The sequence below is a fragment of the Acidovorax sp. GW821-FHT10E03 genome (assembly GCF_059415205.1).
In genome coordinates this window covers 192,556-209,421 of the sequence record NZ_JBWKMU010000009.1, presented here as the reverse complement: position 1 = coordinate 209,421, position 16,866 = coordinate 192,556, and the positions used below count along the sequence as shown (strand labels likewise).

At 69.6% G+C, this 16,866-nt stretch carries 14 protein-coding genes; 9 read left to right on the top strand and 5 right to left on the bottom strand.

The annotated features are described in order from the left end of the window. Positions 1-98 precede the first annotated feature (98 nt). Both hemE and AC07OD_RS17585 read left to right on the top strand, forming a co-directional pair. Positions 99-1,211: a uroporphyrinogen decarboxylase gene (gene hemE, locus AC07OD_RS17590; RefSeq protein WP_218341286.1), complete on the top strand. Its 1,113-nt coding sequence runs from the start codon at positions 99-101 to the stop codon at positions 1,209-1,211. Positions 1,212-1,225: 14 nt separating this feature from the next. Further along, positions 1,226-2,110: a helix-turn-helix transcriptional regulator gene (locus AC07OD_RS17585; RefSeq protein WP_492245091.1), complete on the top strand. Its 885-nt coding sequence runs from the start codon at positions 1,226-1,228 to the stop codon at positions 2,108-2,110. 6 nt (positions 2,111-2,116) lie between these two features. Here the strand turns inward: AC07OD_RS17585 and AC07OD_RS17580 are convergent, their stop codons facing one another. Next, complete coding sequence (locus tag AC07OD_RS17580; RefSeq protein WP_370627860.1) at positions 2,117-2,560, bottom strand: NuoB/complex I 20 kDa subunit family protein; 444 nt, start codon at positions 2,558-2,560, stop codon at positions 2,117-2,119. An 840-nt stretch (positions 2,561-3,400) separates the two neighbouring features. Between AC07OD_RS17580 and priA the strand changes: the two genes are divergently transcribed. Beyond that, entirely contained in the window at positions 3,401-5,524 is a 2,124-nt protein-coding gene (gene priA / locus AC07OD_RS17575; RefSeq protein WP_218296892.1) for a replication restart helicase PriA, read from the top strand. Positions 5,525-5,664: 140 nt separating this feature from the next. Here the strand turns inward: priA and AC07OD_RS17570 are convergent, their stop codons facing one another. Further along, positions 5,665-6,537, bottom strand: coding sequence for an alpha/beta hydrolase (locus tag AC07OD_RS17570; RefSeq protein ID WP_218296891.1), 873 nt, complete (start codon positions 6,535-6,537; stop codon positions 5,665-5,667). Between the two features lie 401 nt (positions 6,538-6,938). Here AC07OD_RS17570 and AC07OD_RS17565 point away from each other — a divergent pair, with 401 nt between their 5' ends. After that, positions 6,939-7,667 carry a hypothetical protein gene (locus tag AC07OD_RS17565; protein ID WP_492245089.1) on the top strand — a complete coding sequence of 243 codons (729 nt, stop codon included), beginning with the start codon at positions 6,939-6,941 and terminating at the stop codon, positions 7,665-7,667. Between the two features lie 80 nt (positions 7,668-7,747). Here AC07OD_RS17565 and AC07OD_RS17560 read toward each other — a convergent pair whose 3' ends face one another. Then, a complete protein-coding gene (locus AC07OD_RS17560; RefSeq protein ID WP_494597639.1) occupies positions 7,748-8,701 on the bottom strand; it encodes an AEC family transporter in 954 nt (317 codons plus the stop codon). A gap of 134 nt (positions 8,702-8,835) precedes the next feature. After that, positions 8,836-10,113, bottom strand: a complete 1,278-nt coding sequence (locus tag AC07OD_RS17555; protein WP_255591627.1) for an ABC transporter substrate-binding protein — start codon at positions 10,111-10,113, stop codon at positions 8,836-8,838. Positions 10,114-10,384: 271 nt separating this feature from the next. Between AC07OD_RS17555 and AC07OD_RS17550 the strand changes: the two genes are divergently transcribed. From AC07OD_RS17550 to AC07OD_RS17535, 4 genes are all read left to right on the top strand, one after another. Further along, complete coding sequence (locus AC07OD_RS17550) at positions 10,385-12,484, top strand: ATP-dependent helicase (protein WP_218296888.1); 2,100 nt, start codon at positions 10,385-10,387, stop codon at positions 12,482-12,484. A gap of 8 nt (positions 12,485-12,492) precedes the next feature. Then, a complete protein-coding gene (locus AC07OD_RS17545; RefSeq protein WP_494597638.1) occupies positions 12,493-12,981 on the top strand; it encodes a hypothetical protein in 489 nt (162 codons plus the stop codon). After that, positions 12,978-14,159 (top strand): phospholipase A, encoded by a 1,182-nt coding sequence (locus AC07OD_RS17540; protein WP_494597678.1) that lies wholly within the window; start codon positions 12,978-12,980, stop codon positions 14,157-14,159. Before AC07OD_RS17545 ends, AC07OD_RS17540 begins: the two co-directional genes overlap by 4 nt. A 383-nt stretch (positions 14,160-14,542) precedes the next feature. Then, entirely contained in the window at positions 14,543-14,932 is a 390-nt protein-coding gene (locus AC07OD_RS17535; protein ID WP_010466226.1) for a hypothetical protein, read from the top strand. Between the two features lie 97 nt (positions 14,933-15,029). On the opposite strand, the gene AC07OD_RS17530 is transcribed toward AC07OD_RS17535, so the two are convergent. Beyond that, positions 15,030-15,509, bottom strand: a complete 480-nt coding sequence (locus tag AC07OD_RS17530) for a universal stress protein (protein ID WP_218296886.1) — start codon at positions 15,507-15,509, stop codon at positions 15,030-15,032. Between the two features lie 132 nt (positions 15,510-15,641). Between AC07OD_RS17530 and tgt the strand changes: the two genes are divergently transcribed. Next, entirely contained in the window at positions 15,642-16,814 is a 1,173-nt protein-coding gene (tgt, locus tag AC07OD_RS17525; protein ID WP_218296885.1) for a tRNA guanosine(34) transglycosylase Tgt, read from the top strand. Positions 16,815-16,866 lie beyond the last annotated feature (52 nt).

The following is a 16,866-nucleotide window of genomic DNA, read 5'->3' as shown; positions in this document are numbered from 1 at the left end:
CCCGTGGCCCGGCAAAGCCGGTTCCACGGTGGCGCTGGCAGAGGCGCGCCCTTGGCACAGATCAGCCGAGCCTCCGCCCACCCTGCGACAATCGGTGCATGAGCTTTGCACCCCTCTCCAACGACACCTTCCTGCGCGCCTGCCGCCGCCAAGCCACCGACTACACCCCCCTGTGGCTGATGCGCCAGGCGGGCCGCTACCTGCCCGAATACAAGGCCACGCGCGCCCAGGCCGGCAGCTTCATGGGCCTGGCCACCAATGTGGACTACGCCACCGAAGTCACCTTGCAGCCCCTGGAGCGCTTCCCGCTCGACGCCGCCATCCTGTTTTCCGACATCCTCACCGTGCCCGACGCCATGGGCCTGGGCCTGACCTTTGCCGAAGGCGAGGGTCCGCGCTTTGCCAAGGTGGTGCGCGACGAGGCCGCCGTAGCCGAACTGGCCGTGCCCGACATGGACAAGCTGCGCTATGTGTTTGACGCCGTCACCAGCATCCGCAAGGCCCTGAACGGCCGCGTGCCGCTGATCGGCTTCTCGGGCAGCCCCTGGACCCTGGCCTGCTACATGGTCGAGGGCAAGGGCAGCGACGACTACCGCCTCGTCAAAAGCCTGATGTACAGCCGCTCCGACCTCATGCATCGCATCCTGGCCATCAACGCCGACAGCGTGGCCGCCTACCTGAATGCCCAGATCGACGCGGGCGCCCAGGCCGTGATGATTTTCGACAGCTGGGGCGGCGTGCTGGCCGACGGCGCCTTCCAGGAGTTCAGCCTGGCCTATACCACGCGCGTGCTGGCGCAGTTGAAGCGCACCGGCGTGGACGGCACCGACGTGCCGCGCATCGTCTTCACCAAGGGTGGCGGCATCTGGCTCGAAGACATGAAGGGCATCGACTGCGAGGTGCTGGGCCTGGACTGGACGGCCCACCTGGGCAAGGCCCGGGCCATCGTCGGCGGCCAGGCCGGCGGCCCCGGCAAGGCGCTGCAGGGCAACATCGACCCCAACGTGCTGTTCGCGCCCCCCGCGCAGATCGCGCAGCAGGTGCGCCACGTGCTGGACAGCTTCGGCACGCCGCACACCGACCCCACCACCACCGGCCCCACCCACATCTTCAACCTGGGCCACGGCATCAGCCAGTTCACGCCACCCGAGCATGTGGCCGCGCTGGTCGAGGCGGTGCACGGCCACTCCCGGGCGCAGCGCCAGGGCTGAACCGGCCACCAGCGATGGCGGCACTGCCCGCATCGGCCCTGCTGGCGCCCCCGCCCGCGCTCGCCGGCTGCGTGCGCGCCTACATCTGGCGCGACCTGGCCGCGCTGCCCGCCGGCGCTCCGCGCGACACGCGGGTGCCGGCCAGCCCGTACCCCGGAATCCTCTGGCTGGTGCGCGGCGCCGTGCACCTGCATGAATGCGCGGGCCAGGCCACGGACCAATGGCTGCCCCGCACGGCGCTCTCGGGAGCGCACCGGCACGCCTACCACTCCACCTCCGAACCCGCGGGCGACTTCTTCTGCCTGGCCTTCCAGCCAGGCGCGCTCGCGCTGCTGACGGGGCAGGACCTGCAGCCCCTCACCGACCGCGTGCAGGACGCGCGCGACTGGCTGCCCGCCGGCCCCGGGCGCGCCGACTGGCTTTGCTGGCTCGAGGCGATGCACGCCGCCCCCGGCCACGGTGCCCGCATGGCCCTGTGCGAGGCGTTCCTGGCGCCCCGCTGGGCCGCCGTGGCGCGGCAGCATGCGGCCTGGCTGCGCGTGCTGCAGGGGCGCTGGGAGCGCCCGGCGCGCCAGGCCCTCGCCCGGGAGCTGGGCTGGACGCCCCGCCACCTGCAGCGGCGCGCGCACCAGATCACCGGCCTGCGCCCCGGCGAGGTCGAGCGCATGCTGCGCGCCGAACACGCCCTGCTGGCCATGCGCGACGCGGGCGCGAGCGTCGTCGACGCGGCCTTGCGGCACGGCTACGCCGACCAGGCCCATTTCAGCCGCGAGGCACGCACGCTCTACGAGCGCTCCCCCGCGGCGCTCAGGACCCACGCGCAACAGCCCGCCGACGACGCGGACTGGCTGCTGCGCCGGCCCGCGCAAATGCCAGCGGCGCCTGGCGCGCGGCGCTAGCCGGTGCTAGCGCGGGATGACCCGGGGCCGCCGGATCCGGCCCTGCAGCTGCAGGATGCCGTAGAGCAGCGCCTCGGCCGTGGGCGGGCAGCCGGGCACGTACACGTCCACCGGCACGATGCGGTCGCAGCCCCGCACCACCGAGTAGCTGTAGTGGTAGTAGCCTCCGCCATTGGCGCACGAGCCCATGGAGATCACATAGCGGGGTTCGGGCATCTGGTCGTAGACCTTGCGGATGGCGGGCGCCATCTTGTTGGTCAGCGTGCCGGCCACGATCATCAGGTCGCTGTGGCGCGGACTGGAGCGCGGGATGATGCCGAAGCGGTCCAGGTCGTAGCGCGCCATGGCCGCGTGCATCATCTCCACGGCGCAGCAGGCCAGGCCAAAGGTCATGAACCACAGGCTGTCGGAGCGCGCGGCCTGGACCACGTCGTCCAGCCGGGCCAGCATGAATCCATCGCGCTCCAGCGTGGGAGCCGCCTCGGCGGGGAAAGGGGGGTGGGAGGAGAAGGAGGAAGCCATGGCGGCATCTTGGCGAGGCCGGTGCCCGCCGTCTTGAAGCAAAGCGACCTCAGGGCCGCCCGCCGCGCCCTGCGACAATGCCCGGCCGCGCGGGCGCATTTCCAGCCAGTCCGTGCGGCCGAAGGCCTGACTTATGCACAAAACTGGCGCAGGGCCCGCGCCGTCCGCGCGGCGCGGCACGCCGGGCAGGCCCGAACGGAAATATTCTCAACCAGCACGTAAGTCATTGATTTCAAAGGATGTAGCAGGACTGCTTTTTTTGCGGGCATTCCGGCGAAAGCACGGCGGCACAAGGGCTTGCACGCCAAACACAGGGGATATCAACAAAGTTATCCACAGAAATTCTGGATTTCTCGCAAAACCTGAGGCAAATCAAGCACTTGCGGCCTACATCGCAGGAAAGCCTCAGCAGGGAATGGGGCGGCTAGCACAATTTTGGGGCTTCCCCGGGCCTTGACGGCCGATCGATGTTCGACTTATGCACACAAATCTTGATGCGACGCAACATAATCGGGCCCGGCAGCCTTAGCACAGAATTTGTACCGAAAATCCTTCAGATGATTGATTCATAAGGATTTTTTGGAGCTGCCGATTTTGTGTGCAATCTGTTCAGGCCCAGTATTCATGCGGGTCGGCAGGGTGCTGGGGCAGGATGTCAACAAAGTTATCCACAGAAAGACGGGATTACTCGCTCGCTCCAACAAATCAAGCACTTAGCCCCCGAACCTCCACACCGCCTCCACAAGCCTCTGTAACTCGCTCCCGTCCGTGTCCGCCTCCCTCGCCATCGTCCACGTCGCGCTGCACACCCCGTCCCACAGCGGCGTGGGGGACCTGCTCAGCTACGCCAGCCCCCAGGCCCTGCCGCCCGGCACGCTGGTGCGGGTGCCGCTCGGAAGCCGCGAAGTGCTGGGCGTGGTGTGGGACGCGGCCGAGGGCACCGGCGAGTTGCCCGAGGGGGCCACCCTGCGCCCCATCGCGGGCGTGCTGGAGGGCGTGGCCCCGCTGGACCTGCCCTGGCGCCGCCTGGTGGCCTTCGCCGCGCGCTACTACCAGCGCGCGCTGGGCGAAGTGGCGCTGGCGGCCCTGCCGCCCCAGCTGCGCGATTTGCGGCCCGAGCAGCTGGCCCGCCGCCTGCGCCGCCCCGCGAAGGCGGCCGGGGACACCACGGACGCTATGCAAACAATAGCACTCACCGCTGAACAGGAAAGCGCCAGGGCCCGGATTTCTTCAGAATCCGGCCCCTTCCTGCTGTTCGGCAGCACCGGCAGCGGCAAGACCGAGGTGTACCTGCGCTGCGCCCAGGAGATGCTGGAGGCGGACCCGGCGGCGCAGGCGCTGGTGATGGTGCCCGAGATCAACCTCACGCCCCAGCTGGAGGAGCGCTTCGTCTCCCGCTTCGCCCCGCGGTTCGGCGCGGGGGCCGTCGTCTCGCTGCACAGTGGCATGACGAACCCCCAGCGCCTCAAGAGCTGGCTGGCCGCGCACGGCGGCGCCGCGCGCATCGTGCTGGGCACGCGCATGGCGGTGTTCGCGAGCATGCCGGGCCTCAAGCTCATCGTGGTCGACGAGGAGCACGACCCCAGCTACAAGCAGCAGGAGGGCGCCCGCTACTCCGCGCGCGACCTGGCCATCTGGCGCGGGCGCGAGCAGGGCGCCAAGGTGCTTCTGGGCTCGGCCACGCCCTCGCTGGAAAGCTGGCACGCCAGCCGCCCGCCCACGCCGGACGACCCCGAGGGCGGGCGCTACGCGCGCCTGGCCATGCCCAGCCGGATCGGCGCGGGCGCCCTGGCGCGGGTGCGCCGCGTGGACATGAACCAGCAGCCGCGCCGCGCGATCTTCAGCGCGCCGCTGCTGGCCGCCATCACCGAACGCGTGGCGCGCGGCGAGCAGAGCATGGTGCTGCTCAACCGGCGCGGCTACGCCCCCGTGCTGCACTGCGCCGACTGCGGCTGGAAAAGCGACTGCCCGCACTGCAGCGCCCACCAGGTCTTCCACAAGGCCGACCGCACCCTGCGCTGCCACCACTGCGGCTACACCGTGCGCGTGCCCCGCGCCTGCCCCACCTGCGGCAGCCCCGACATCCACTCCATGGGGCGGGGCACGGAGCAGCTGGAGGAGCAGCTCTCCACCCTGCTGTCCGAGGTGCTGCGACCCGACCGCACGCCCGCGCGCATCGCCCGCATCGACGCCGATACCACCAAGGCCAAGGGCGCGCTGGAGGCCCAGCTGGCACAGGTGCACGCGGGCGAGGTGGATGTGCTCGTGGGCACGCAGATGATCGCCAAGGGCCATGACTTCCGGCGCATCACGCTGGTGGCGGCCGTGCAGCCGGACGGCGCGCTGTTCAGCAGCGACTTCCGCGCGCCCGAGCGCCTGTTCGCGCTGCTCATGCAGGCCGCCGGCCGCGCGGGGCGCGACGCCGCCTACATGGCCGCGCAGGGCACCCAGTGCGAGATGTGGATCCAGAGCTACCACCCCAAGCACCCGGTGTACGAGGCGCTGCGCACCCACGACTACCCCGCCTTCGCCGCCCAGCAGCTCCAGGAGCGCGAGGAAGCCGCCATGCCCCCGTTCGCCTACCAGGCCCTGGTGCGCGCCGATGCCCGCACGCAGGAGGTGGCCCAGGGCTTCCTGGCCGCCGCCACGGCCGCCGCCCATGCCGCCGGCCTGCCGGGGCTGGACGCGGTCACGCTGTTTCCCCCGGTGCCGCTGACCATCCAGCGCGTGGCCAACGTGGAGCGCGCCCAGATGCTGATGGAAAGCCCGAGCCGCGCCGCGCTGCAGCGCTTCCTGGCCGCCTGGCAGCCGGTGCTGCAGGCCACGCGCGCCCAGCCCGCGCACAAGGGGCTGGTGCGCTGGCTGGTGGATGTGGACCCGCTGGTGATCTAGGCTCAAGATCCAGGGTTTTCATGGCCCTGGCGCTTGATGGACATGCGCGGATAGCTATTTAATTGATAGCAAATTCCGCCACATCCCGCGCATCCTCGCACCCGGCGGATTCCGGGCCGGGGTGCGCGCAGGCCATCCGGTCACCCCTGGCGGCACTGCCGGTCCACGTACTGCAGGGCGTCGGGCAACGCGTCGCGGAACACCAGCCACTCGTGGTCGCCGTCGATCACGCGCAGCTCCACCTGCTTGGGCTGAATCTGGTACATCCGCCAGTACAGGGTGGCCGACATGGGAGCGATGCCCAGGTAGTCGTGGTCGCCCGAGACGATCCACATCGGCACACGCGGCGTGCCCGCCTTGTAGGCGTCGAGCGCCGCCGCGTAGTTCAGCGACTTCCAGGTGTCGGGGTCAAACTGCCCGTCGCGCACGAACTGCGGGGTGCGCCGTGCCGCCGAGGTGTCCGGCGGCAGCGGGTCATAGATGGCGGGGCTGATCACCGCCGCGGCGCAGAACTGCGTGGGGTTGCGCAGCGACAGGTTCAACGCGCCGTAGCCCCCCATCGACAGGCCGCCGATGGCCCGGCCGCTGCGCTCCTTTTGCACGCGGTAGCGCGACTCGACGTAGGGCAGCAGGTCTTTCATGATGGCGGTGCCCGCCTTCTCGGCCGCGCCGTCGGCCCACCACGACGCCGGGCCCGCCGTGGGCATGACCACGACCGACGGGCGGATCAGCCCGCGCTTAATGAGGCCGTCCAGGGTCTCGACCGCGCCCCCCTTGGTGCGCCATTCGTTCTCGTCGCCGCCCGCGCCGTGCAGCAGGTAGACCACGGGATAGTTCACCGTGCCGCCGGGCTGGTAGCCGTCGGGCACATACACCGTGAACTTCACGTCGCGGCCCAGCGCGGCCGAGGGTGCCTGGTCGGCAAACACCTGGCCTGCCTGCGCGGTGGCGGCGGCGGAAAGAACGGCGGCCGCTGCCAGCCAGCTCCGAAAACAAGGCTTCGCAAAACGCATGGAGGTCTCCTCATGAATGGATGGATACGCCCATGCTGCAGTGGCACAGGCGATAGCATTGTGTGCGCACCACGCCACAGTGGACGTTTCGCCGGCGACAGGCGTGGAGGAAGGCCTTCCCGGGCGCTGCGCCCCCCCGACCGTCACGCGCGATGCGGGCGCGCATGCTGGACGACCACACCCATCCGTTGGAGGCCAGGGCGCTGATCCTGTCCGGCGCGATCGGCAACCCACGGTCGCGCGGGCCCGATAAAACTTGCCTGCCGTGGGCTTGCCCCAGATACTGCGGCCTGGCACTCCAGCGCCTCGGGGCGTGGCTGTGCTGCGCGGGTCCGGTGGACCCGGCATCCAGGGCCCGTCGACCGGCCTCGTTCCCCCTTCCCTCGTCAGAAAGCCTGCCAATGACCGCCATTGTTCGTGCCCTGATCTTGCTGGCCCTCCTCTCGGGGGGGACCGCCGTGCGCGCCCAGAACCTGCTCACCAACGGCAACTTCGACGCCGGCCTGGCCGGCTGGAGCACCTGGACGGCGCCGCCGGGCTTCTGGGATGGCACCTGGATCCACAGCAACGATTGCGACATCTGGGTGCCCACCCAGTGCCCCTTCGGGGGGGCGGGCACCTCGCACGCGCAGAAGAAGGGCAGCGGCGCGGGCAATGCGCACGGCGGCCTGTTCCAGACCGTGGCGGTGACCCCCGGGCGGGTGTACCGGCTGCGCGGCGCCTGGTCAGGGGGCGTGACGGGCAATGCGGGCGGCAACGCCACCTGGTGGGAGGTCGTGGCCTACGACGGCGCCGTGGGGGCCGCCACCATCGACGCCGCGCCCGGCCCGCTGGACACGATGATCGCCCGGCGCGACGTCTCGAACCTCGCGCTCAACGGGGTATTCCAGTTCCAGTGGGAGCCGTTCGATGCCACCTTCACCGCCGCCTCGAGCCAGGTGACCATCGCGCTGAAGACCGGCAGCTTCTTCACCTTCGACGCGGCGGGCTACCACGACGACCTCGTGCTCGAAGAGGTGGCGCCCAGCCAAATTCCCGTCAACTCGCCCTGGGCGCTGGCGATGCTTTGCCTGGTGCTTCTGGCGACCGGTGCCTGGCTGCGGCGGAGCCAGGGGATGCACCCCAGGTAGGGGGCGGCACAAAATTTCAAGTGCTTTTTGGCCCCCAGCGCTTTACCAGAAAGCGCTGAAAGCTATCGAAAATATAGCAATCAGACCAACAGCGCCACCGCCGCCGAAAAGCTCAGGAACGCCAGCGCCGTGGACACCAGGATGATCCGCGCCACGCGCCCGTTGTTGGCGCCGAACTTCTCGGCCAGCAGCGAGACGTTGCTGGCGCTGGGCAGGGCCGCCAGCAGCACCAGCACCGTGAGCGCGAACGGCGTGAGCGGCACCCCGAGCGCGATGGCCGCCGTGCCCGCGCCCCACACCAGCAGCGGGTGCACCAGCAGCTTGGCCAGCGCGATGGGCACGTAGTCGCGCGCGGGCACCTGCTCGTGCTGGTTCATCTGCGAGCGGGCCAGCACCGCGCCGATGGTGAACAGCGCCACGGGCGAGGCCGCGTCGGCCAGCATGGCGATGGTCTTGTCGACCGGGCCCGGCAGGGTGAACTGCAGGGCCGATGCCACCGCGCCCAGCGCGATCGACCAGGGCATGGGGTTGGTCGCCATGCCCTTGAAGGCGCTGCGCAGCGCCACGCCCACGCCGTGGGTGCCGGCGCCGTCCAGCCGCGACAGCGCGATGCACAGCGAGCTGGTGATGACCATGTCCACCACGATGGTGACGATGGCCGGGCCCGCGCTTTGCGCGCCCAGCAAGGCCACGAGCAGCGGGACCCCCATGAAGCCCGTGTTGGGAAAGGCGGCCACCAGCGCGCCGAAGGCCGCGTCGTTCCAACCGATGCGCGCGCTGCGCGTGAGCGCCACCGTGCCGCCCACCATGGCCAGTGCGCACACCACGTACACGCCCGCCACGGCCGGGTCCAGCAGCTGCCCGATGGGCGTGCTGGCGCCAAAGCGGTACAGCATGCAGGGCAGCGCGAAATACAGCACGAAGGCATTGAGCCCCGGGATGGCCGGCTGGGGCAGCACGCCGCGCCGCGCGGCCAGATAGCCGCAGAGCACGAGCGCGAAGAAGGGGAAGGTGATGAGCAGGACGGAGAGCACGGGGCTATTGTCCGTGCTGCGCGGCGCGGCCGGTCGCCGGGCGCCGGCGGCGGTCAGCGCAAAGTCAGGCGGGGGCCATCACCCCTGGCGAATGCACGGCGCGAGCGCCGGCGCGGCGGTGCCCTTGCGCGCCACTACTGCTTGCGCTGCACGATCAGGTTGCGCTTGGCGTCCTCGGGATAGGCGAAGGTGATGGCACCGTTCCTGACCATGCCGATGACCAGCATGTTGCGGGTGATGGCCTCCTTGTCCTGCACGCTGAACGGCTTGTCGTAGGTGGACACCACCCCGTAGTAGGTCTTCATCCTGCCCTCCAGCGATTCCTTGATGGCCTTGCCCGAGAGGTTGCCGTCGCGGATGCCGAGGAAGGAATACATCAGCAGGTACGTGGCGTCGTACGCGTTGGCCGCGGCCATGGGCACGGCCACCTTGCCGTTGTACTTGCGGGTGTAGCTCGACAGGAACGAGGCCCGGCGCTCGTTGCTCGGCTCGGCGATGAAGGTCTGCACCATGAGCGCGCCCTCGGCGGCGTCCTTGGCCCCTTCAAGGAAGAACGGGAAGGACAGCGGCCACGCGCCCACCTGGGGCACCTTCCAGCCCATCGCCTTCTTGCCGTTGGCGATGGTCGCGTTCTCCGGCCCCACGGTGTAGCTGTAGACCACGTTGGCGCCCGCGGCGCGGGCGGCCGCGAGCTCGGCCGTGAGGTCCTTCACGCCCAGGTCGAAGCGCGCCACGTGCACGGGCTTGAGGTTCTTGGCCGCCAGCGCCGCCACCACGTCGTTGTAGCCGCCCTCGCCGTAGCCCGTCTTGTCGGCGAAGATGGCCACCTTGTCCCAGCCGCGCTTGACGATGTCGTCCACCATGAAGGGCGCCTGCAGCGCGTCGCGGGCCTGCACCCGGAAGATGTAGCTGTCGGCGGCCGGGTACCTGGCCGTGACCGCCGTGCCCGTGGAGCACGGCACGATGAGCGGGCTCCTGGCCTCCTGGAACAGGTCGATGGCCTTGAGCGCCACGCCGGTGTTGCAAAAGCCGATGGTGGCGACCACCTTCTCGCCCAGCAGCTCCTGCGAGACCTTGCGGCCCTGGTCCGGGTTGGCGGCGTCGTCCTTGATGACCAGCTCCAGCGGCCGCCCCAGGTAGCCGCCCACGGCGTTGATCTCGTCCACCGCGAGCTTGATGCCGTTGAGCATGGGCACCCCGAAATCCGCCGAAGGCCCCGTGAACGGGCCGACCACGCCGACACGCACCGGGGCGGTGCTGCCCAGCTGCGCGTGCGCCGGGGCCAGCGCGGCGGCGCAGGCCAGCAGGGCGGCGCCCAGGGCCCCACGGCCGCGGCGCCGGCGGGTACCAGGTTGCAGCGGTGCCCGGGCGCGAAGGGGGCGAAGGGCGCGGAGTGGGGCAGGAAGGTGCATGGTGGGACTCGTCACGGCGCGGCCACCCGGATCGGGCGAAAACCGATGGGCGTAGTATCAAAGTGTGACGATCCCGTCCCTAGCGGGGTTTCCCGCAGCGCGGGGGCGGCGTCAGGCCCCTGTCAGACCCCGCCGGGGCCGGCCGCGGCGCAACCCGGCCCCGCCGGAGCGCGCCGGTATCATTGCGCGCTCCGGCGGCGCTGCGGTACGCCCGCCCCTGGGTGCCCCCGGCCCCTTCTTCCTCTCCTGCTTTTTCCTTCTTCCTCCATCCATGTCCGCCGGTCTCAATCTCGCCCAGCTCCAGGCTGTCCACTACACCGACGGGGCCTGCCTGGTGCTGGCCGGCGCGGGCTCGGGCAAGACCCGCGTGATCACGCAGAAGATCGCGCACATGATCGAGAAGGGCATGGAGCCCAGGCGCATCGCCGCCATCACCTTCACCAACAAGGCGGCCGCCGAAATGCGCGAGCGCGCCAAGGGCCTGATCGGCCGGCGCGCCAAGGACGTGCTGGTGTGCACCTTCCACGCCCTGGGCGTGCGCATGGTGCGCGAGGATGGTTCGGTGCTGGGCCTCAAGCCCCAGTTCAGCATCCTGGATGCCGACGACGTGACGGGCATCCTGAAGGAAGCCTCGGGCGGCACCACCGACATGGCCACCGCGCGCCAGTGGCAGTGGGTGATCAGCAAGTGGAAGAACATGGGCCTGACCTCCGAGCAGGCGCTGGCCCAGGCGGCGGACGACAACGAGCGCATCATCGCCACGCTGATGGCGCGCTACGAGGAGCGCCTGGCGGCCTACCAGAGCGTGGACTTCGACGACCTCATCGGCATGCCGCTGCGCCTGCTGCGCGACTTCCCCGAAGTGCGCGCCAAGTGGCAGGCGGCGCTGAGCCACGTGCTGGTCGATGAATACCAGGACACCAACGCCACGCAGTACGAGCTGCTCAAGCTGCTGGTGGGCGAGAACGGCCATTTCACGGCCGTGGGCGACGACGACCAGTCCATCTACGGCTGGCGCGGCGCCACGCTGGACAACTTGAAGAAGCTGCCCATCGACTTCCCGCACCTCAAGGTCATCAAGCTGGAGCAGAACTACCGCTCCACCAGCGCCATCCTGCGCGCGGCCAACAACGTGATCGGGCCCAACCCCAAGCTGTTTCCGAAAACGCTGTTCTCCGAGCTGGGCGAGGGCGAGCCCGTGCGCGTGGTGGACGCCGACAGCGAAGAGCACGAGGCCGAACGCGCCGTGGCCCGCATCCAGAGCCTGCGCGCGGCCAGCAACCCGCCGCCCGACTGGAAGGCCTTCGCCATCCTGTACCGCGCCAACCACCAGGCCAAGCCGTTCGAGAAGGCGCTGCGCAAGGCCAACATTCCCTACAAGGTCTCGGGCGGCACCAGCTTCTTCGACCGCGCCGAGATCAAGGACCTGTGCGCCTGGTTCCGGCTGTGGATCAACAACGACGATGACCCGGCGTTCCTGCGCGCCATCACCACGCCCAAGCGCGGCATCGGCCACACCACGCTGGCGGCGCTGGGCGCGTTCGCCACGCAGCACAAGCAGAGCATGTTCGGCGCGCTGTTCAACGGCATGCTGCCGGCGGCCGTGCCCAAGCGGGCCATGGACGGCCTGCATGAATTCGGCCGCTACATCAACTACCTGGAGTACAGCGCGCGCCGCGTGCATGGCGCCGAGGAGTCGCGCACCTTCCTGAACGAGTGGCTCAAGGAGATCGGCTACGAGCAGCACCTGTACGACAACGAGGACAGCGAAAAGGTGGCCGCCGCGCGCTGGAGCAATGTGATGGAGTTCTGCGACTGGATGGCCCAGCGCGCGGGCGGCCAGATCGACGACACGGCGGGCGCCGTGGTGGCCAAGGAGACCAAGAGCCTGCTGGAGGTGTCGCAGACCATCGCGCTGCTGTCCACCATCAGCGAACGCGAGCAGGAACAGGACATGGTGACGCTGTCGACCCTGCACGCGAGCAAGGGCCTGGAGTGGCCGCACGTGGTGCTGGTGGGCGTGACCGAAGGCATGCTGCCGTTCAAGCTCGACGACGACGAGGGGCGCCAGCAGAAGGTGAGCGACGACACGCTGCAGCGCCTGCAGGAAGAGCGCCGCCTGATGTACGTGGGCATCACCCGCGCCCAGCGCACGCTGGCCGTGAGCTGGACCAAGCGGCGCAAGAAGGGCCGCGAGATGGTGGCCGCGCAGCCCAGCCGCTTCATCGCCGAGATGGGCCTGGACAAGACGACCGCCCGCGAAGACCCGCGCGAGAAGCTCAAGGCCCTGCGCGCCGAATTCGCCGCCAAGGCCCAGGCGACGAGCGCTGCCAATGCCGCCGTGGCCGCCCAGCCCGCGCCCACAGCCTGAGGCGCCCCATGCCCCGGCCGGCACCCGCTCGCCCCCGCCCCGCGCCCCGGCGGGGGGCCGCTTTTATTTTGATAGCTATCAGCGCTTATCCTACAAGCGCCCACCGCCGAAATGAACCACAATCCACGGCGGCGTGCCCCGCCGCGGCGGACAGGGGCCACCCGCGCCTGCGGGGCCGCTGGCTGGCCGAGCCGCCGGCCCCTGCGCCGGGCGCCACGGCCACGCCGCAGCTGGGGCACCACGCCGCACTGGCACACAGCGTGCGTGGTACCGTGCAGCGTGGCGGCACCACGGCGCCGGTCAGCGGCGACGCCGATGGCGGCGACCCGACCCTGGAAGAATCGATCAACGGCATGAACATCAGCACCCCCTGGACGGGCCAGGTGGTGGATGGATCGTGCGGCAAGGAAATACGCGGAACATGGAACAACGCCACCCCCACCCCTTCAGCTCCATCGGCCCCTTTCGCGCTGCGCAGGCAGGCGGGGTGGCCATGACCGCCACGCCCGCCGCCACGCCATCGCGTCGCACGCTGGCGCTGCTGGTGGCCGCCGCGCTGGCGCCCGCCGGCGCCGCGCTGGCACAGGCGGCCGCACCGGCCGGCGCCACCGCCGGGGGCGCCGAGAGCGCCTGGCGCCGCTGCACCGCCCTGTCCAGCGACAACCAGGCGCGCCTGGCCTGCTTCGACCAGTGGGCCGCCGACCAGCAAAGCTGGAATGCGCCGGGCGCCTCCGCCGCCGCGTCGGCCGTGCCGCCGCCCGTGGACACCACCCTGCCCGCCACCCGCGTCATCGACGTGGCCCGCACCGAGGGCTGCCGCGACCCGCAGTACAGCGACCTCTCGCGCTTCTGGGAGCTGGAATCGGGCAGCGACTGCGGCACCTTCAGCTTCCGGGGCTACCGGCCCATCACCGTGTCGGTGGTGGCGTCGAGCAACGTGAACCGCCAGCCCACGTCCGACGCGGCGGACCACTCGGCCACCGAATCCACGCCCTACCGCCGCACCGAGAACCGCATCCAGCTGTCGGTGCGCACCAAGCTCGCGCAGGGCCTGCTCACGCAGGGCCACCCCACGCTCAAGGATTCCGTGTGGTTCGGCTATTCGCAGCAGTCGTACTGGCAGCTGTTCACGCCCCAGATCTCGCGCCCCTTCCGCGCCACCGACCACGAGCCCGAGGTCATGTACGTCTACCCCACCACGGCGCAGCTGCCGTTCGGCTGGAAGTGGCGCTACAGCGGCATCGGCCTGGTGCACCAGTCCAACGGCCAGAGCAAGCCCCTGTCGCGCAGCTGGAACCGCGTGTACCTCATGACCGGCATGGAGCTTTCCAACAGCTTCAGCGTGAACGCGCGCCTGTGGAAGCGCGTGCCCGAAAGCTCGGGCAGCGACGACAACCCCGGCATCAGCGACTACGTCGGCCGGGGCGAGCTGTCGGCGTTCTGGAACGTCAACAAGGACAACACCGTGGGCGCCACGCTGCGCCACTCGCTGTCGAGCAGCGACCGGGGCTCGGTGCGCCTGGAATGGCTGCAGACGGTGGGCACAGGCCTTTTCGGCAGCAAGAGCAACCTGCGCCTGCACACGCAGCTGTTCAGCGGCTATGGCGACAGCATGATCGACTACAACCGCAAGCGCACCGTATTCAGCCTGGGGCTGAGCCTGGTGGATTTCTAGCAGGTACATCCCCCTGAGGCGCTGTGCGCCGTCCCCCCGCTCTCGCTGCGCTGCGCTGCGCGGGCAGAGGGACGCAGCCCTCGCTGCGGGACGGCCCTTGCTTGGCTGCTCTGGCGTGGGCCGCGCCAGTCGCATACGCCTTGGGCAACGCAACGGCCGGGCGCAACCAAAGGCCAGACGCGCCACACACTCCACTCACAACTCGTTACGACATCGCCCTCAAGTTTCGCGCGCTGGCGCCGGGGCGCCGCCACAATGGCACGCGCACAGAAACCAGCGCGGCCCTGGCGAACGGCTCCCGATAAGAGCCCCTTTCCCACCGTTTTACCTGCCATTGCCCGCACCGTGCGCCCTCGACAATGCCGACAGAGAGGAACACACCCATGGACATGCAATACCAGCTCAAGGCAGGCAGCTACTACCTCTACGACATGCGCGAGGCGCCCAGCGCCGTGACGGGTGAGCGCAGGTTCAAGCTGAAAACCGATACCGTGGCGATTGCGTTCGATGCGCACACGGGCGAGGTGCACCAGCACGGCAGCCCCACGCGCATCCAGTCCTGGGCCAACAACACGCGCCGCCGCCTGCGGGCCGCAGGAGCCCAGGACGTGGCCAACGACATCGTGGTGGTGTCGGGCCCGCTGCCCGTGGACGAGCTCAACAAATGCCTGTGGGTGCGCGGCTACGTGCGCCGCATGTTCTCGCGCCTGGCCACCCTGCCCCACGGCAAGCTGCAGCGGCCCGCGGCCGAACCGTTTCGCAAGGCGGCCTGACACGCCGGGCACCCGTCCTCCGAAGATCCCCGCCAGGGCCGCGCACAGCGGCCCTTTTCTTTTCTGGGCCCCCCCCGAAAAGATCTTGAACAGGTTCTCAGGCCTCGGTGTCTTCGGCCACGTCGCTTTCCAGCGCTTCCAGCACCTCGGCATGCTTGACGATGGTCACCGGCACCGGGCTCGCGTGCGCGACCTCCTGGGAGACCGAGCCCAGCAGCGCGCTGGTGATGGCGCCCTGCCCCTTGGCACCGATGATGACCATGTCGCAGCCCGAGCGCTCGATCATGTCCACCAGCGTGTGGGCCACGTCGCCCACGCCCACGTCGGTCTCGTAGGCCACGCCCGCCGCGTCGAGCAGCGCCCGCGCGGACGCCATGAGGTGCTGGCCGGCCTCCAGGCTGGCGGCGGCGATCAGGTCGGGGTCGCGCGTGGTCACCAGTTCGTACAGCGTGGCGGGTTCCTGCACGTTGGCCAGGACCACGCTGGCCTTCAGGCCCTGGCCCAGGAGCGCCAGCGCATGGTGCACGCCGTCCAGGGAGAGTTCCGAGCCATCCACGGCGATGAGGATCTTGAGCATGTTGTTCTCCTTGCGATGGGCTGGTAGCCCGTCTGGAACCAGTGTAGCGATGCGGCGCGCCAATGCCAGCCCATGTCCCTGCGGCCTGCCCGCACAAGGCGGGGGCGGCCCGTCTGGGACAATCGCCCCATCATGCTGCAGTTCGACCTCCTCAAAACCGACCCCACCAGCCACGCACGCCGTGGCACGCTCACGCTCAACCACGGCGTGGTGCAGACCCCCATCTTCATGCCCGTGGGCACCTACGGCACCGTCAAGGGCGTGATGCCCAGGAGCCTGCACGACATGGGTGCGCAGATCATCCTCGGGAACACCTTCCACCTGTGGATGCGCCCGGGCCTGGACGTGATGCAGAGCTTTGGCGGCCTGCACGGCTTTGAAAAGTGGGACAAGCCCATCCTCACCGACTCGGGGGGTTTCCAGGTCTGGAGCCTGGGCGCGATGCGCAAGATCACCGAAGAGGGCGTGACCTTCGCCAGCCCCGTCAACGGCGACAAGCTCTTCATGTCGCCCGAGGTGAGCATGCAGATCCAGACCACGCTCAACTCCGACATCGTGATGCAGCTCGACGAGTGCACGCCGTACGAGACCAAGGGCCACCTCACCACCGAGGCCGAGGCGCGCAAGAGCATGGAAATGAGCCTGCGCTGGGCCAAGCGCTCGCGGGATGAATTCCAGCGGCTGGAGAACCCCAACGCGCTGTTCGGCATCGTGCAGGGCGGCATGTACAAGAACCTGCGCCAGGAGTCGCTGGAGCGCCTGGTCGAGATGGATTTCCCCGGCTACGCCGTGGGCGGCGTGAGCGTGGGCGAACCCAAGGACGAGATGCTGGACATCATGGCCCACACGCCGCACCGTCTGCCCGCGCACAAGCCCCGCTACCTGATGGGCGTGGGCACGCCCGAGGACCTGGTGCAGGGCGTGGCCGACGGCGTGGACATGTTCGACTGCGTGATGCCCACGCGCAACGCGCGCAACGGCACGCTGTTCACGCGTTTTGGCGACCTCAAGATCCGCAACGCGCGCCACAAGGCCGACCACCAGCCCCTGGACACCAGTTGCACCTGCTATGCCTGCGCGGGCAGCGCGGGCGTGTCGTGGGACGAGGGCGGGCGCGAGGGTTTCAGCCGTGCCTACCTGCACCACCTGGACCGCTGCGGCGAAATGCTGGGCCCCATGCTCACCACCGTGCACAACCTGCACTACTACCTGAACCTCATGCGCGAGGTGCGCGAGTCCCTCGACGCGGGCGCGTTCGCGCAGTTCCGGGCGCGCTTCAAGGCCGAGCGGGCCCGGGGCGTGTAATCACGATCGGAAGCTATAAAAACAATAGCTATCCGCGCTGGATAGACAAGCC

Excerpts from the sequence above, each read along its gene's own strand:
- hemE (WP_218341286.1), top strand. The coding sequence starts at position 99 with ATGAGCTTTGCACCCCTCTCCAACGACACCTTCCTGCGCGCCTGCCGC.
- AC07OD_RS17585 (WP_492245091.1), top strand. The coding sequence starts at position 1,226 with ATGGCGGCACTGCCCGCATCGGCCCTGCTGGCGCCCCCGCCCGCGCTC.
- AC07OD_RS17580 (WP_370627860.1), bottom strand. The coding sequence starts at position 2,560 with ATGCTGGCCCGGCTGGACGACGTGGTCCAGGCCGCGCGCTCCGACAGC.
- AC07OD_RS17570 (WP_218296891.1), bottom strand. The coding sequence starts at position 6,537 with ATGCGTTTTGCGAAGCCTTGTTTTCGGAGCTGGCTGGCAGCGGCCGCC.
- AC07OD_RS17565 (WP_492245089.1), top strand. The coding sequence starts at position 6,939 with ATGACCGCCATTGTTCGTGCCCTGATCTTGCTGGCCCTCCTCTCGGGG.
- AC07OD_RS17555 (WP_255591627.1), bottom strand. The coding sequence starts at position 10,113 with ATGCACCTTCCTGCCCCACTCCGCGCCCTTCGCCCCCTTCGCGCCCGG.
- AC07OD_RS17550 (WP_218296888.1), top strand. The coding sequence starts at position 10,385 with ATGTCCGCCGGTCTCAATCTCGCCCAGCTCCAGGCTGTCCACTACACC.
- AC07OD_RS17545 (WP_494597638.1), top strand. The coding sequence starts at position 12,493 with ATGCCCCGGCCGGCACCCGCTCGCCCCCGCCCCGCGCCCCGGCGGGGG.
- AC07OD_RS17540 (WP_494597678.1), top strand. The coding sequence starts at position 12,978 with ATGACCGCCACGCCCGCCGCCACGCCATCGCGTCGCACGCTGGCGCTG.
- AC07OD_RS17535 (WP_010466226.1), top strand. The coding sequence starts at position 14,543 with ATGGACATGCAATACCAGCTCAAGGCAGGCAGCTACTACCTCTACGAC.
- AC07OD_RS17530 (WP_218296886.1), bottom strand. The coding sequence starts at position 15,509 with ATGCTCAAGATCCTCATCGCCGTGGATGGCTCGGAACTCTCCCTGGAC.
- tgt (WP_218296885.1), top strand. The coding sequence starts at position 15,642 with ATGCTGCAGTTCGACCTCCTCAAAACCGACCCCACCAGCCACGCACGC.